Raw genomic sequence first — 14,230 nt, 5'->3', positions numbered from 1 at the left:
TCCTACCTGAACGGCGCGACGCAGAGCGCGACGAGCCAGTCGAGCGAGGGCGAGAAGGCGAGCGTGAAGAACAGCACGATCCAGGCCAGCAGCAGGAAGTGCCAGTAGACGGCGCAGAGCTCCACACTCAGTCGCAGCCTGTCATCCGGCACGCCCTGCCGCAGCTTCGCGCCGGTCCTCCCCAGCGCCACCAGCCCGCCGAGCAGGTGCAGCCCGTGCACGGCGGTGATGAGGTAGAAGAAGGCGTCGGCCGGGTTGCCCGTGGGCAGGTAGCCTGCCGTCGCCAGTTGCCGCCAGGCGGCGAGCTGGCCGGCGACGAAGGCGAGGCCCGCCACACCGCCCAGAAGCAGGCCGGAACCGGTGCCTTCCCGGTCGCCACCCTGCACCGCGCGCACCGCCCGTTGCAGCGCCAGGCTCGCAACAACCAGCACCGCCGTGTTCACCCAGAGCAGCCGCGGCTGCGGCGGCGGGCTCCAGTCCGGTAGCGCCATCCGCATCGAATAGGCGCTGAGCAGCAGCGCCATCAGTGCGGCGGCCACGCCGATGAAGACGCCGAGCCCGATCTTGGCCGCCGGCAGCGCCACCGCGCCACGCGGCGAGGCCACCTCCAGCGGTCCCGTCTCCAGCCACGGCCGGCTCGCGATGCCCTGCCGCATCAGCCACCATCCCGCGAAGGTCGCGAGCACACCCAGCAGCAGCAGCGTTGCCGTCATGTCGCAAGCCCCTTTGCCTCATGCGCCGGCGGCGGGTCGGCCTGGTTCTGCGGGACGAAGTCTTCCGGCGCGCCAGGTACCGAGTAGTCATAAGGCCAGCGGTGCACCACCGGCAGATCGGATCCCCAGTTGCCATGCCCCGGCGGCGTTTCCGGCGTCTGCCATTCCAGTGTCGTGGCGCGCCAGGGATTGGGCCCTGACGGCCGGCCGTGGCGCAGACTCCAGGCCAGGTTGAACAGGAACAGCAGCTGCGCCGCGCCCACCACGAGCGCAACCACGCTGATGAAGGCGTTCAGGTCGCCCGCCGAGGCCGGCACGAAGGAGGTTTCGCCGATGGCATGGTAGCGCCGCGGCACGCCGAGCAGCCCGAGATAGTGCATCGGAAAGAAGATCGCATAGGCGCCGAGGAACGTGATCCAGAAATGGATCTTCCCCATCGTCTCATCCAGCATGCGTCCGGTAATCTTGGGGTACCAGTGATAGATCCCGCCATAGATCACCATCACCGGCGCAACGCCCATCACCATGTGGAAATGTGCCACCACGAACATCGTGTCGGACAGCGGCACGTCCACCACCACATTGCCCAGGAACAGCCCGGTCAGCCCGCCATTGACGAAGGTTACGATAAAGCCGAGCGCGAATAGCATCGGCGTATTGAGGTGGATGTTGCCGCGCCACAGCGTCAGCAGCCAGTTGTAGACCTTGATCGCGGTCGGGATGGCGATGATCAGCGTGGTGGTGGCAAAGAAGAAGCCGAACCACGGGTGCATCCCGCTGACATACATGTGGTGCGCCCAGACGATGAAGCTGAGCGCGCCGATGATGACGATCGCCCAGACCATCATGCGGTAGCCGAAGATGTTGCGGCGCGCATGCGTGCTGATCAGGTCGGAGACGATGCCGAAGGCCGGCAGCGCCACGATGTAGACCTCCGGGTGGCCGAAGAACCAGAACAGGTGCTGGAACAGGATCGGGCTGCCGCCACCATGGCGCAGCCGCTCACCAAATTCGATCAGCGTCGGCATGAAGAAGCTGGTGCCGATCAGGCGGTCGAGCAGCATCATCAAGGCGCCGACGAACAGGGCCGGGAAGGCCAGCAGGGCCATGACCGTCGCAACGAAGATCCCCCAGACCGTCAGCGGCATGCGCATCAGTGTCATGCCGCGCGTGCGGGCCTGCAGCACCGTCACCACGTAGTTCAGGCCGCCCATGGTGAAGCCGGCGATGAACAGGCAGAGCGAGAGCAGCATCAGCACGATGCCCCACTCCCGCCCCGGGGTACCGGAAAGGATCGCCTGCGGCGGATACAGCGTCCATCCGGCCCCGGTGGGCCCGCCGGGGACGAAGAAGCTGGCGACCAGCACCAGCACGGCCAACAGGTAGATCCAGAAGCTCAGCATGTTGACGAAGGGAAACACCATGTCCCGCGCGCCGAGCATCAGCGGGATGAGGTAGTTGCCGAAGCCGCCAAGGAACAGCGCGGTCAGCAGGTACACCACCATGATCATCCCGTGCATGGTGATGAACTGGTAGTAGGCCTGCGGCTCGATAAAGGTGAAGGTGTCGGGGAAGCCGAGTTGCAGGCGGATCAGCCAGGACAGCACCAGCGCCACCATCCCGATCGCGATCGCGGTCAGCGAGTACTGGATGCCGATGGTCTTGGCGTCCTGGCTGAAGACATAGGTGCTCCACCAGCCATGCGGGTGCGGCAGCTCCATCTCCGGCACTTCTGCCGCCGGGATCAGGCCGCCGGGGCCGTGTGCGATCTCGCTCATCAGCTTGCCTTTCCTTGCCGGCCCGACAGCTTCCGACGCCGCGGGCGCACCAGGCCGGCCGGCCTTCTCATCTCGTGTCCTCGGTGATTTGTGCGAACCGGCGCTGGCCGCCGAGCCAGGCCTGGTACTCATCCTCCGTCTGCACGACGACGCGGCCGCGCATGACGGCGTGACCGGTGCCGCAGAGCTCGGCGCAAAGCACATCGAAGCTGCCGGTGCGGGTGGGCGTGAACCAGAAATAGGTCACCGAGCCCGGGATCATGTCCATCTTGGCGCGGAACTCCGGCACGTAGAAATTGTGCAGAACGTCGACCGAACGCAGCAGGACCTTCACGGGTCGCCCGAGGGGCAGATGGAGATCCTCGGCCTGGATGATCACATCGTCCTGCCCGGCCGGATCGGCGGGTACGAGGCCCAGCGGGTTGTCCGGCGAGACAAGCCGCGTGTCCACCGCGCCAAGCGTCCCGTCGGCGCCGGGCAGGCGGTAGCTCCACTGCCATTGCTGTCCGACGATCTCGATCTCGGTCGCATCCGCCGGCACCGTGACGAAGCGGTGCCAGACGAACAGGCCAGGCGCCAGCATCGCCGCGACGCCGAGCGCGGTCGCGACCGTCAGCCAGACCTCCAGCCGCTTGTTCTCCGGCTCGTATTCGGCGCGCCGGCCTGGCGTGTTGCGGAAGCGAAAGACGCAGTAGGCCATGAAGACCACTACGGCGACGAAGACGGCGCCGGTGATCCAGAAGGTGATGGTGATGGTCGCGTCGATGTAGTCCCAGTTGGACGCGATCGGCGTCCACCACCAGGGGCTCAGCAGGTGGAACACCACCGATCCGACGGCGACGAGGACCAGGATCAGGGCTACGGCCATGGCAGCCCGAACCCGGCCCAGAGCGGCTGCGCAGGTCCATGTTGCACAGCAGGGACGTGCGTCCCGCACGGGGCGGGAGGGCTGGTCGCACGTTTCCCTGTGCCGACTGGCTGTTCAGCCTTCGCCATCGTCCAACCCTCTGCGATGCATGCGCGAGCACGGTGTGCAGCAGGCAAGACACGTCCAAGGCACGGTGCCGGACGCGGCTCGTGCCGACAAGAAAAAATGCCGGCGGTCAGCGGCACGTGATCTGGTGGCTACGATGTACGCGCCGCGGGACGGCTGACCAGCACGACGCCAAGGCTGGCCGCCAGCAAGCCCAGCGCGGTCGCCGGCCCCGGCATCTCGCCCAGCAGGACGAAGCCGATCAGCGCCGCCGCCACCGGGCTGAGCCCACCAAAGGCGGCGGCCCGCACCGCGCCGAGGCGTGTCACCGCAGTCGCGAAGGCGACCGGCGCGATGAGGCCGGAGACACCGCCCTGGTAGGCCGCCTGAACCGCGATCTCCCGCCAGGATGCGCCCGCGATGCCCGGCTCCAGCACCAGCAGGTAGACCGGGCCCAACGTCGCCACGGAGGCCACGCTGACGAAGGCGGTGGCCTCCCAGGCACTGAGCCCGGCCTTTCGCAGCGCCAGCGTATAGGCCGCGGCGAGCATGGCCGCCGCCAGCAGCAGGGCCTGGCCGCCGCGCGCCTCGGCAGCGCCCTGGACCAGCGCCGGTCCCGCGACTGCCACGATGGCGAAGCCGATCAACGCCAGGCCCAGCAACCGCGCCCGGCCGAAGCGCTCGCCGAAAAGCGTGGCGACGACGGCCACGCAAAGCGGCGCTGTGCCGGGCAGCAGCGCGCCTGCTTCCGCCGCCTCCGCCACGCGCAGCCCGTGGCCGGCCACCAGCACGAAGGGGGTGCCGCCGCCGGCCAGGAGCAACAGCAGTAGCCAGACGCCCGCGGCGCGCACCCTCGGCAGGGCGCGCAGCAGAACCGGCAGCAACAGCAGGGCCGGGCCCATAAAGCGCAGCATCGCGATGTCGTGCGGCGCAAGCGTGCCGGCGCCCGACACGCCGAGACGCGTCATCGCCAGGGCGCCGCCCCAGATGGTTGCGGCGGTGACGGCGGCGGCGATGCCGAGCGGCACGCCGGACCGGATGGCATCGGCCCGGGCCGCTGGAGGCGCAGGACGCGGGCGGACGGCGCTGCCAGCCGCCGGAGGCGACCGGGGCAGGACGAGGGTGGTCATTGGAACGGCTCCCTTGGGTCAGGCCCAGCGGTCGGCCTGGCGGATCAGGCCCTGCAGAGGAGCTTCAGGGCGTTGGTGGAGGCAGCCTCGGGCAACAGGCCGATGTCGCGCGGCAGACGGGGATCCAGGGCCGCGGGGCCACCCGGCCGTGCCTACGGCCTCGCCCGGTGTCGATCAGCGTACCGAAGGCGGTGCGATGCCGGGTGCCGGGCGTGGGGTCGGTCTGCATGCTTGTGCTCCAGGAAACGGTCTGCCGCAGCATTGCGGCGTCCCTCTTCTGGCGGCACGGCGCCCGGCGCGCTTGCAGGCCGGCTGAGCTTTGCCTTGAGATGTGCTGGCAATTTCGGCGATACCCACGGACGCCGTGTGGCAATTCCTGCGTCCGTTTCGCGGACGCGTCAGCGCGTTGCGGCGCGGCAGGCGGCATGAAACCGAACGCGGGCATGTGTCGCACGGTCGTGGAGGATGGCGATGCGCATGACCTTCGCCGGGCACGAGGTGGATCTGCAGCGACAGGAACTGCGCCGGGATGGGGCGCCGCTGCATGTCGAACCTCAGGTCTTCGACCTGATCGTCCACCTGCTGCGCCACCGCGACCGCGTCGTCAGCAAGGATGAGCTTTTTGACACGATCTGGAATGGCCGCATCGTCTCCGAGGCTGCCCTCAGCAGCCGCATCAACGCCGCGCGCAAGGCTGTCGGCGACGACGGCGATCGCCAGGCTGTGATCCGCACCATCCACAAGCGCGGCTTCCGCTTCGTCGCCGAGGTCGAGGAAGTGCCCAACGAAGCGCCGGGGCCTGGTGCTGACCCGGCGCCTGCCACGATCCCCGCGAGGCTGGCCACCCCCTTGCCCGCCCCGCGCGCCGCAACCGGCCGGCCGTCCATCGTCGTGCTGCCCTTCGTCACGATCGGCCCGGAACAGGACGCGCAATATTTCAGCTACGGGTTGACCGAGGACATTATCCGCCAGCTCGCGCGCTATCGCTGGCTGGAAGTTCTGAGCCGGCATTCGGGTGCCGGTTTCTCCGGCAGCGTGCAGACGCCGCAAGACATCGGTGGGGCACTCGGCGTGCGCTACCTGGTGCAGGGCAGCGTCGCGAAGCGGGGCGAGCGTGTGCGGATCACCGCCGACCTGGTCTCGGCCGAAACCGGGGAGCAGCTCTGGTCCGACACGCACGCGCTGGCGCTGCCGGAGATCCTCGACATCCAAGCGACGATGGCGGAGCAGATCGCCGCGACCATCGAACCCGAACTGGCGCGGCTGGAGCGCGAGGCTGCGGCGCGACGGCCGCCCGAGGATTTCAATGCCTGGGACTGCTACCAGCGCGGCCTCTGGCACCTATGGGGCTTCACCACGCCGGGCATGACGGAAGCCGAGGCGATGTTCCGCCACGCCATCGAGATCGACCCGGGCTTCGCCCGCGCCCATGGCGCGCTGGCCTATGTCCACCTGCAAAGCGCGGTGCTCGGTCCCCCCGAGGCGCGTCCCGCGCTGCTCGATGAAGCGATGCGGGAGGCCCGTGTGGCGGTGACGCTCGACGACCAGGATTGCATGAACCTGTGCGTGCTCGGTCGCGCCCACGCCTTCCGGCGCGACTACCGGGAGGCGGTCGCCCTGCTGGAGCAGGCGATCGCGCTGAACCCGAGCTTCGCGCAGGCCTGGTTCGCGCTCGGCTTCACGCTGGTGTTCTGCGGCCGGCACGAGGAAGCCAGTGCCTGCCTCGAACGCGCCACCGACCTCAGCCCGCGCGATCCGCACCTCTCGAGCTTTCACGCGATGCGGGCGCTGGCGCACCTAGCGCTGGGCGACCTGGATGCCGCGGTGGACCTGGCGCGGCAGGGCAGGCGTGTGCCCAATGCCAAGCATTGGCCCTACGCGATCCTGGCTGCGGCGCTCGGCCTGAAGCGGGACCAGGCGGCGGCGCAGGAGGCACTTGCCGAGCTGCTGGAGAAGCAGCCGGGCTACTCCATCGCGATGGCCCGCTCGGATTTCTTCTTCTGCGCCGACGGTAGCCTGGTGGAGCTTTTCGTGCAGGGACTGCGCGAGGCGGGTGTCGCGGAGGGTCGGGAGGCGCTCCAGGCCGGACAGGCCTGAAGCGGCTGGGGCTATCCCGACCGCCGGCCGGCTTCGCGCAGCGGCGCCGTCCAGGTCACCGCGGTGCCGGTCAGGCAGGCGGCGCTCCGCGCGTCGCGCACGGTCGTGCGCAGCGTCGCGACCGGCTTGTCGTCGCGGACCGTGGTCACCTCGACCTCCGCCGTGATCTCCTCCCCGACCTGCACCGCCTTCATGAAGCGCCATTCGACGCCGAGGAAGACACTGCCGGGGCCGGGCAAATCCTCCGCGACCACCGCGTTCAGCAGGCCGGAGGTGACGCCGCCCCGCACGATCAGGCCGCCGAAGGGCGCGCGCGCCGCCAGCACCGGGTCGGTGTGCAGCAGGTTCCGGTCCCCCGTCATCTCGGAGAAAATTTCGACATCGCGCGGCCCGGAAGCCTGTCGGAAGAAGCCTCGGCGCCCCGCAAAGGCGTCCAGGGGCGAGGCCTGCCGCGCGCGCGCCACCGCCTCCGCCAGCGCCGGCGCCACCTCCCGCAGCGCGGCGTGGTAGGCGCCGGCGCGGTCGGCGCGGTCGGCGCGGAACGCGTCGCGAAAGCGGGCAGGGGCACGGAAACGAAGACGCAGTGCTGCCCGGCATTGGTCCGGATGACGCCGACGCTCGCACCTTGGGCGTAGTGCCAATGGTTGCCGGCATGCGGCAGGCCAGCCCAGTAGCCGAACACCGCGGCAGTGACGTGGTGCGCCTGGCGTTGCACCGGCGCCGCGACCAGCCGCGCCACGCTGGAGCCCACGCCGCCCGCTGCCGCGGACCACCTGCTCGCAATGAGCCCGGAACTCCTCCGCTGCTCTACCCGCCACAGCCGTCCCGCGCGCTCTGGCGGCGCACCATTGCTCATGCGGTTCCAACCGCGTCATGGCCGAACCACAACCACGCCCTCCACATCCAAGGCCAGTCGTACTCGTTCGCCAGGCTTTCGCCGGCGCAGGCGATCCGCGCCCTGGGCGAACAACTCGCCGACCGAGGTCGTGAAGTAGTATTCGGTGTGGGAGCCCATGTAGGTGGCACGCGCAACCGTCGCATCCAGCCCGTTCACCGCGTCCGGCGCCGCAATGCGGATTGCCTCCGGCCGGATCACCGCATCCACCGGCCCGGGCGGCAGGCCACGCCCCGGCAGGGTCAGCCGGGCGCCGTCCAGCGCCAGCACGCAGCTTTCGCCGTCGACCCGCTCGATCACGCCGCGTACATGATTCGCCTCGCCCATGAAGGTGGCGACGAAGACCGAATCCGGGCTGGCGTACAGGACCTCCGGCGCGCCCGCCTGGGCGATGCCGGCATTGCGCATCACCACGATCTTGTCCGAGACCGCCAGCGCCTCCGCCTGGTCGTGCGTGACATAGACCACGGTCAGGCCCAGCCGCTGCTGCAGCGCGCGGATCTCCTCGCGCATCGTGCGGCGCAGGCGGGTGTCCAGGTTGGACAGCGGTTCGTCGAACAGCAGCACGTCGGGCTCCAGCACCAGCGCACGCGCCACCGCCACGCGCTGCTGCTGGCCGCCCGACATTTCGGACGGCAGGCGCGCGCCGAAACCCTTCAGCCCCACCGTCTCCAGCACCGCCTCCGCCTTCGCATGCGCCTCCCGCTTCCGCTCGCCGGACGACACCAGACCGTAGGCCACGTTGTCGAGCACCGACATGTGCGGGAACAGCGCGTAGGACTGGAAGACCATGGAGACGTTGCGCTCGCCGGCGGAAAGCAGGGTTACGTCGCGGCCGCCGATGAAGATGCGGCCATCCGTTGCCTGCTCCAGTCCAGCGATCATGCGCAGCAGCGTGGTCTTGCCGCAGCCCGAAGGACCGAGCAGCGTCACCAGCGTGCCACCCTCGATCACCAGGTCCAGCGGCTTCACCGCCTGCACCTGGCCGTAGCGCTTGCCGAGCCCGGCGAGGCGGACCTCCGCGCCGGTTGTCTTGATGAGGGTGCTCACGCGCGGCCTCCGACAGGGGCGGGGGTGGGAATGGCGGCCGCGCGCCGGCCGAGGTTGCGGCGCCCGACCAGCAGGTTGATCAGCCCGATCGCCGCCATCATCAGCACGATCAGCACCGCGCAGTAGGCGATGGCCAGGCCGTAGTCGCCGTTGATCACCCGGTTGATGATGAACACCGTCGCCATCTCATACTCCGCCGAGACCAGGAAGATCACGGCCGAGACCGTGGTCATCGCGCGGACGAAGGAATAGACCAGCGCGGTGACGATGGCCGGCTTCAGCAGCGGCAGCACCACCGTGGTCAGCGTGCGGAAGGTGGAAGCGCGCAGCGTCACCGCGGCCTCGTCCAGCGACTTGTCCAGCTGGCTCATCGCCGCGACGCCGGAGCGCACGCCGACCGGCAGGTTCCGGAACACGAAGCAGGCGACCAGGATGACCGCCGTGCCGGTGATCTCCAGCGGCGGCAGGTTGTAGGTCAGGATGTAGGCGACGCCGATCACCGTGCCGGGCACCGCGAAGGTCAGCATCAGCGCGAACTCCAGCGCGGTGCGCCCGGCAAAGCGCTGGCGGGTCAGCACCCAGGAGGCCAGCAGGCCGAGGCCCGCCGTGATCGGTGCCGCGATGGCGGCGAGCTGGATGGTGGTGAACAGCGAATGCCAGGCACCGCCGGAGAAGATCAGCGACCCCGTGCTGGACCATTCCAGCGCGAAGGCGCGCTCGAAATGGCTGAAGGTCGGCGTCCAGTCCCGCCCCCAGACCCGCACGAAGGCGCCGGCCAACGCCATGAAGTACACGATGATGGTCAGCAACGCCCAGGGGATCGCCACCGCGTAGGCCACCCGCCGCACCGGCGGCGGCAGCTTCGTCGGAAGGCCGACATCGCCCTTGCCAGTCATCGAGACGTAGGATCGCTTGCCGACCACGCTGCGCTGGATGATGAAGGCGGTCAGCGCCACCACCAGCATGATGGCGGCCAGCACCGCAGCCCGCCCGAAATCCTGCTGCGCGCCGACCACGGCGAAGAAGATCTCGGTGGACAGCACGCCGAAGGAGCCGCCGAGCACGATCGGGTTGCCGAAATCCGCCAGGCTTTCGACAAACACCACCAGCCAGGCATTGGCCAGGCCCGGCAGCATCAGCGGCAGCGTCACCGCGCGAAAGGTCCGCATCTGGCTGGCGCGCAGGGTCTGGGAGGCTTCCTCCATGGCGGGGGAAATGCCCTCGACCACGCCGATCAGCACCAGGAAGGCGATCGGCGTGAAGGAAAAGACCTGCGCCAGCATCACACCGTTGAAGCCGTAGATCCAGCGGCCGAGTTCCAGGCCGAACATCGATTCCGCGATCTGGTTGAACACGCCCGACCGCCCGAAGATCAGGATTAGGCCGAGGCCGATGACGAAGGGCGGCGTGATGATGGGCAGCACCGTCAGCAGCCGCAGCAGCCGCTTGGCGCGGAAGCCGCTGCGCGTGACGATCAGCGCGAAGCACAGGCCGAGGATGGTGGCCGCCGTCGCGGTGCTGGTTGCCAGCAGCAGCGTGTTCCAGAACACGCCGCAATTCACCCGCCCGGTGACGCAGCCCAGGCCCCAGATCTTCGAATCGAACAGCCGTTCCGCCATGGCCGCGCCGACGGAAAGTTCAGCGCGCGGCGTGAACATCTCGGACAGCACCGTGCCCACGGGCCAGGCGGTGAAGACGATGATGGAGGCCACCAGCAGCCCGACGGCGCCGGAGACGAAGCGGTCGCCCTTGAAGTAGCCGCGCAGCGCCAGACCGTCCGTCAGCAGGATCAGGAAGCCCGCAAAGGCCAGCGATCCGCCGAGGCCAATACCGAATTGCCTGTCCTTGAGGTCCCCGAACAGGCTGGCGAGGATCGGCCAGGACCAGCCCTGGATGCCGACCGCCAGCCCCTGCGCCACCAGACCCGCCAGCCCGAGCCCGCCGCCCCAGACCAGGAAGCGCGAGCGCATGGCGCGGTCGCCTGAGGGCAACGCGCCAGGCAGCGACAGGGCCAGCGCGGCGATGATCGGCCAGAACCAGAACCGCCCATGCTGCGCCGCCTGCGACAGGGCGGAGGCCGCCTCCGCCTCCTCCCGTCCCAGCGCGAACAGGCCCGCCACCGTCAGGCCGTCCTGCTGCATATGCCAGGGCAGGACCAGCGTCCCGAGGGCGGCGATCAGCCAGAAGAAGAAGGAGGTTCCGAAGAACATGAGGCTGGCTTCAGCGCGGCAGCGCGCCGACCTCCCTGTCCCAGCGCCCCAGCAGCCGGCGCCGTTCGGCGCTCGCGCCGAAGCGGGCATTGTCGTAGTCGATGATCCGCGCGGTTGCCATGTTTGGCGCACCCTCGGTCAGCGGCACACCGCGGTTGGCCATGGTCTGCAGCTTCTTCGCCTCCTGCGAGGCGGTGACCTGCGCCGGCGCCGACAGCGCCCAATGGTAGAATTGCTGCGCAGCGGCCAGGTTGCGCGCGCCGCGGATGATCGACATGGAGCCGATCTCGTAGCCCGTACCCTCGCAGGGCACTGCGTGACCCACCGGAAAGCCGGCCGCCGCTTCCTCCGCCGCATTGTGCACGAAGGACAGCGACAGCGCCGTCTCGCCGCGCGCCACCGCCGTGATGGGCGCGGTGCCGGACCGCGGATAGGCGTTGATGCTGCCGTGCAGGCGCTTGAGGTAGTCGAAGGCCGGCTCCTCCCCCATCATCTGCACCAGCGTGGCGATGATGATGTAGGCGGTGCCGGAGGAATTCGGATTGGCCATCTGGATCTCGCCGCGATAGGCGGGGTCGATCAGGTCGGCCCAGCAGCGCGGCGCCGGCAGGTTGCGGCGCGCGATGAGTTCCGTGTTGAAGCCGAAGCCGAGCACGCTGGCATAGACACCGACCGTGCGGCCCTGCGTCTGCCGCCACTGCGCCTGCGCCCAGTCGTGCAGTTCCGCGATGCGTGGGCTTTCATGCGGCTGGGTCAGGTTCTCCTCACCGGCTGCCACATGCGGGTCGCCAGTGCCGCCCCACCACACGTCGCCGCGCGGATTGCGCGCTTCGCTGCGGATCTGCGCCAGCATCTCGCCGGTCGATTTCTGCGTCAGGTTCACGCGGATGCCGGTCTCGCGCTCGAAGCCGCGCGCGATCGGCTGGCACCACTCCAGCGTGGCGGAGCAGTACAGGTTGAGCTGGCCTTGCGCGGCCGCGGGCAGCGCCGGAAGGGTGAAGACTGCGGCGAGTGCCAGGTGGTGGCGGTTCATGCGGTTCTCTCTGTAAACTTCAGCGCGGCAGGGCGCCGACCTCGCGGTCCCAGCGCTGCAGGATGCGGCGCCGCGTATCGGCCTGGCCGAAGGCGGCGAAGTCGTAGTCCACCAGCCGGATGGCGGAGATGTCCGGGATGCGGGGATCCGGTGCCGCGCCGCGATGCGCCGGGGCATGGAACTGGTTGACCTTCGGGCCGATATCCATCGCCGCCGGCGTCAGGTACCAATCGTAGAAGCGCCGCGCCTGAGCGAGGTTGCGGGCGCCGCGGATGATCGACATGCAGGCGACCTCGTAGCTGGTGCCCTCGCTGGGGTAGGCGATGTCGATCGGGAAGCCGGCCTGCTGCATGGAGGTGACCTCCATGTTGAAGCTGACCGCCAGCGCCGTCTCGCCGCGCGATACCGCCTGCATCGGCGCGGCGCCGGAGCGTGTGTAGGCGTTCACATTGGCATGCAGCTGCCGCAGGTAGGCGAAGGCGCGATCCTCGTCCCACAGCTGCACCAGCCCGGCGATGATGGTGTAGGCGGTGCCGGAGGAATTCGGATTGGGCAGCTGGATCTCGCCGCGATAGGCCGGGTTCAGCATGTCCGCCCAGCTCGCCGGCAGCGGCAGGTTCTTCCGCGCCATCAACTCCCGGTTCCAGGCAAGACCGATGGCGCCGGATGACACGCCGACGCAGCGCTCCCCTGCCATGGCATGCACGCGCTGCGCCCAGGGGTGCAGCTCCGCCATGTTGGGCGAGGTGTAGGGCTGCAGCAGGTTCGCCTCCGCCGCCGAGATGTGCGTCTCGGAGGAGGCGCCGAACCAGATGTCGGTGCGCGGGTTCTGCGCCTCCGCCCGGATCTGCGCCAGGATCTCGCCGGCCGATTTGCGCGCCATGGCGACGCGAACGCCCGTCTCCCGCTGGAAGGCAGCGGCGATCGCCTCGCACCAGTCGGCGGCCGGGGCGCAGAGCATGTTGAGGCTGCCCTGCGCAGCGGCCGGGCCGGATAGGGGCGCCGACAAGGAGGCGAAAGCGGCGACCGCGACGGCGGCGACCAGGCGGTGGGACATGTCGGGGGGTATCCTGGGGCGGTTCAGCGGGCCGGCGCGCGGATGCACGCCGGCGGGGGCGGGGGTCAGCGCGGCGCGGAGCCGACCTCGCGGTCCCAGCGCTGGATGAGCCGGCGACGCTCGGCAGCCTGGCCGTACTTCGCGAAGTCATACTCGATGAGCCGGATGCGCGAGAGGTCGGGGGCATTGGGCGGCAGCGGGGCGGCGGTGTTGGAGGGCATCTGCAACTGGCCGCCGGCCTCGAAGCCCAGCCGCTGGGCCGGCTCCGTCAGCGCCCAGTCGTAGAAGCGGCGCGCCTGAGTCAGGTTGCGCGACCCGCGGATGATGGACATGGACCCGATCTCGTAGCCGGTGCCCTCGCAGGGTGTCGCGTAGGTCACGGGGAAGCCGGCATTGGCCTCCGTCACCGCGTCATGCACGAAGCTGATGGACACGCCGGTCTCACCGCGCGCCACGGCCTTGATTGGCGCGGTGCCGGACCGGGTATAGGAATTCACGTTGGGGTGCATGCGGCGCAGGTATTCGAAGGCCGGCTCCTCCCCCATCAGCTGCACCAGCGTCGCAATGACGACATAGGCGGTGCCGGAGGAGTTCGGGTTGGCGATCTGGATCTCGCCGCGGAAGCGCGCATCCAGCAGGTCCGCCCAGCAGGTCGGCGGCGCGATGTTCTTGCGTGCCAGCAACTCCGTGTTGATTCCGAAGCCGACCGCGCCGGCGTAGACGCCTACGGCACGCCGCTGGGATTGCTGCCACTGGGTCAGCGCCCAGGGATGCAGGCCGGCATTGTTGGGGCTCTCATAGGCCTGCGTCAGGTTTTCCTCGCCCGCGGCCAGATGCGGGTCTCCGGTGCCGCCGAACCAGACGTCGCCGCGTGGATTCTGCGATTCGGCGCGAATCGCGGCCAGCGTCTCGCCACTGCCGCGCTGCGTCATGTTCACGCGGATGCCGGTATCGCGCTGGAAGTTGGTGGCGACCGCCTGGCACCATTCGTTCTGGACTGAACAGTACAGGTTCAATGAGCCCTGCGCCGCGACGGGCGTCGTGACGGTGCCCGCACCAAGAGCCAGGAGCGGGAGCAGGAGGCGGCATTGCATGGGTCGTTTCCCTTTTCTTTGCAAAGTCGAAAATATATCTAGATTTGCAGTCGCTTTATTGTCGCCGGAATGTTGTCCGAGCCAATTCCGTAAAATTCAGCCGCAGCTGGTGGCGGGACGAAACGACACCTTCCAGCCAGTACCGCTTTCGATTGGCGCTGGGCCTTCATAAAAATGCAATAGAAGCGTCACAATGACAA

Annotated in this window: 11 protein-coding genes; 1 reads left to right on the top strand and 10 read right to left on the bottom strand. The window is 69.0% G+C overall.

Annotation, left to right across the window (positions count from 1 at the left end; all coding sequences use genetic code 11):
• Positions 1 to 2: 2 nt before the first annotated feature.
• The 4 genes from ACLF3G_RS25685 to ACLF3G_RS25670 form a co-directional block, all read right to left on the bottom strand.
• Entirely contained in the window at positions 3 to 713 is a 711-nt protein-coding gene (locus ACLF3G_RS25685; protein WP_430672251.1) for a cytochrome c oxidase subunit 3, read from the bottom strand.
• The gene (gene ctaD, locus ACLF3G_RS25680) at positions 710 to 2,491 is read right to left on the bottom strand and encodes a cytochrome c oxidase subunit I (RefSeq protein WP_430672250.1); all 1,782 of its coding nucleotides are present in this window, start codon (positions 2,489 to 2,491) and stop codon (positions 710 to 712) included. The genes ACLF3G_RS25685 and ctaD overlap by 4 nt, the downstream gene beginning before the upstream one ends.
• 67 nt (positions 2,492 to 2,558) lie before the next feature.
• Entirely contained in the window at positions 2,559 to 3,359 is an 801-nt protein-coding gene (gene coxB / locus ACLF3G_RS25675; protein WP_430672249.1) for a cytochrome c oxidase subunit II, read from the bottom strand.
• Between the two features lie 257 nt (positions 3,360 to 3,616).
• Positions 3,617 to 4,594, bottom strand: a complete 978-nt coding sequence (locus tag ACLF3G_RS25670) for an EamA family transporter (protein ID WP_430672248.1) — start codon at positions 4,592 to 4,594, stop codon at positions 3,617 to 3,619.
• Between the two features lie 471 nt (positions 4,595 to 5,065).
• Between ACLF3G_RS25670 and ACLF3G_RS25665 the strand changes: the two genes are divergently transcribed.
• Positions 5,066 to 6,691 carry a winged helix-turn-helix domain-containing tetratricopeptide repeat protein gene (locus ACLF3G_RS25665; protein WP_430672247.1) on the top strand — a complete coding sequence of 542 codons (1,626 nt, stop codon included), beginning with the start codon at positions 5,066 to 5,068 and terminating at the stop codon, positions 6,689 to 6,691.
• Between the two features lie 11 nt (positions 6,692 to 6,702).
• Here the strand turns inward: ACLF3G_RS25665 and ACLF3G_RS25660 are convergent, their stop codons facing one another.
• The 6 genes from ACLF3G_RS25660 to ACLF3G_RS25635 all read right to left on the bottom strand — a co-directional run bounded on the left by ACLF3G_RS25660 (position 6,703) and on the right by ACLF3G_RS25635 (position 14,030).
• A complete protein-coding gene (locus ACLF3G_RS25660; protein WP_430672246.1) occupies positions 6,703 to 7,332 on the bottom strand; it encodes a MaoC/PaaZ C-terminal domain-containing protein in 630 nt (209 codons plus the stop codon).
• A 230-nt stretch (positions 7,333 to 7,562) separates the two neighbouring features.
• Entirely contained in the window at positions 7,563 to 8,636 is a 1,074-nt protein-coding gene (locus tag ACLF3G_RS25655) for an ABC transporter ATP-binding protein (RefSeq protein WP_430672245.1), read from the bottom strand.
• Entirely contained in the window at positions 8,633 to 10,846 is a 2,214-nt protein-coding gene (locus ACLF3G_RS25650; protein ID WP_430672244.1) for an ABC transporter permease, read from the bottom strand. Before ACLF3G_RS25650 ends, ACLF3G_RS25655 begins: the two co-directional genes overlap by 4 nt.
• Positions 10,847 to 10,856: 10 nt before the next feature.
• Entirely contained in the window at positions 10,857 to 11,879 is a 1,023-nt protein-coding gene (locus ACLF3G_RS25645) for an ABC transporter substrate-binding protein (RefSeq protein WP_430672243.1), read from the bottom strand.
• Between the two features lie 19 nt (positions 11,880 to 11,898).
• Positions 11,899 to 12,936 carry an ABC transporter substrate-binding protein gene (locus ACLF3G_RS25640; RefSeq protein WP_430672242.1) on the bottom strand — a complete coding sequence of 346 codons (1,038 nt, stop codon included), beginning with the start codon at positions 12,934 to 12,936 and terminating at the stop codon, positions 11,899 to 11,901.
• A 65-nt stretch (positions 12,937 to 13,001) separates the two neighbouring features.
• Complete coding sequence (locus tag ACLF3G_RS25635; RefSeq protein ID WP_430672241.1) at positions 13,002 to 14,030, bottom strand: ABC transporter substrate-binding protein; 1,029 nt, start codon at positions 14,028 to 14,030, stop codon at positions 13,002 to 13,004.
• Positions 14,031 to 14,230 lie beyond the last annotated feature (200 nt).

Source organism: Falsiroseomonas sp. HC035, assembly GCF_050563525.1.
Classification (GTDB): domain Bacteria; phylum Pseudomonadota; class Alphaproteobacteria; order Acetobacterales; family Acetobacteraceae; genus Falsiroseomonas.
This window is presented reverse-complemented; position numbering and strand designations above follow the sequence as displayed.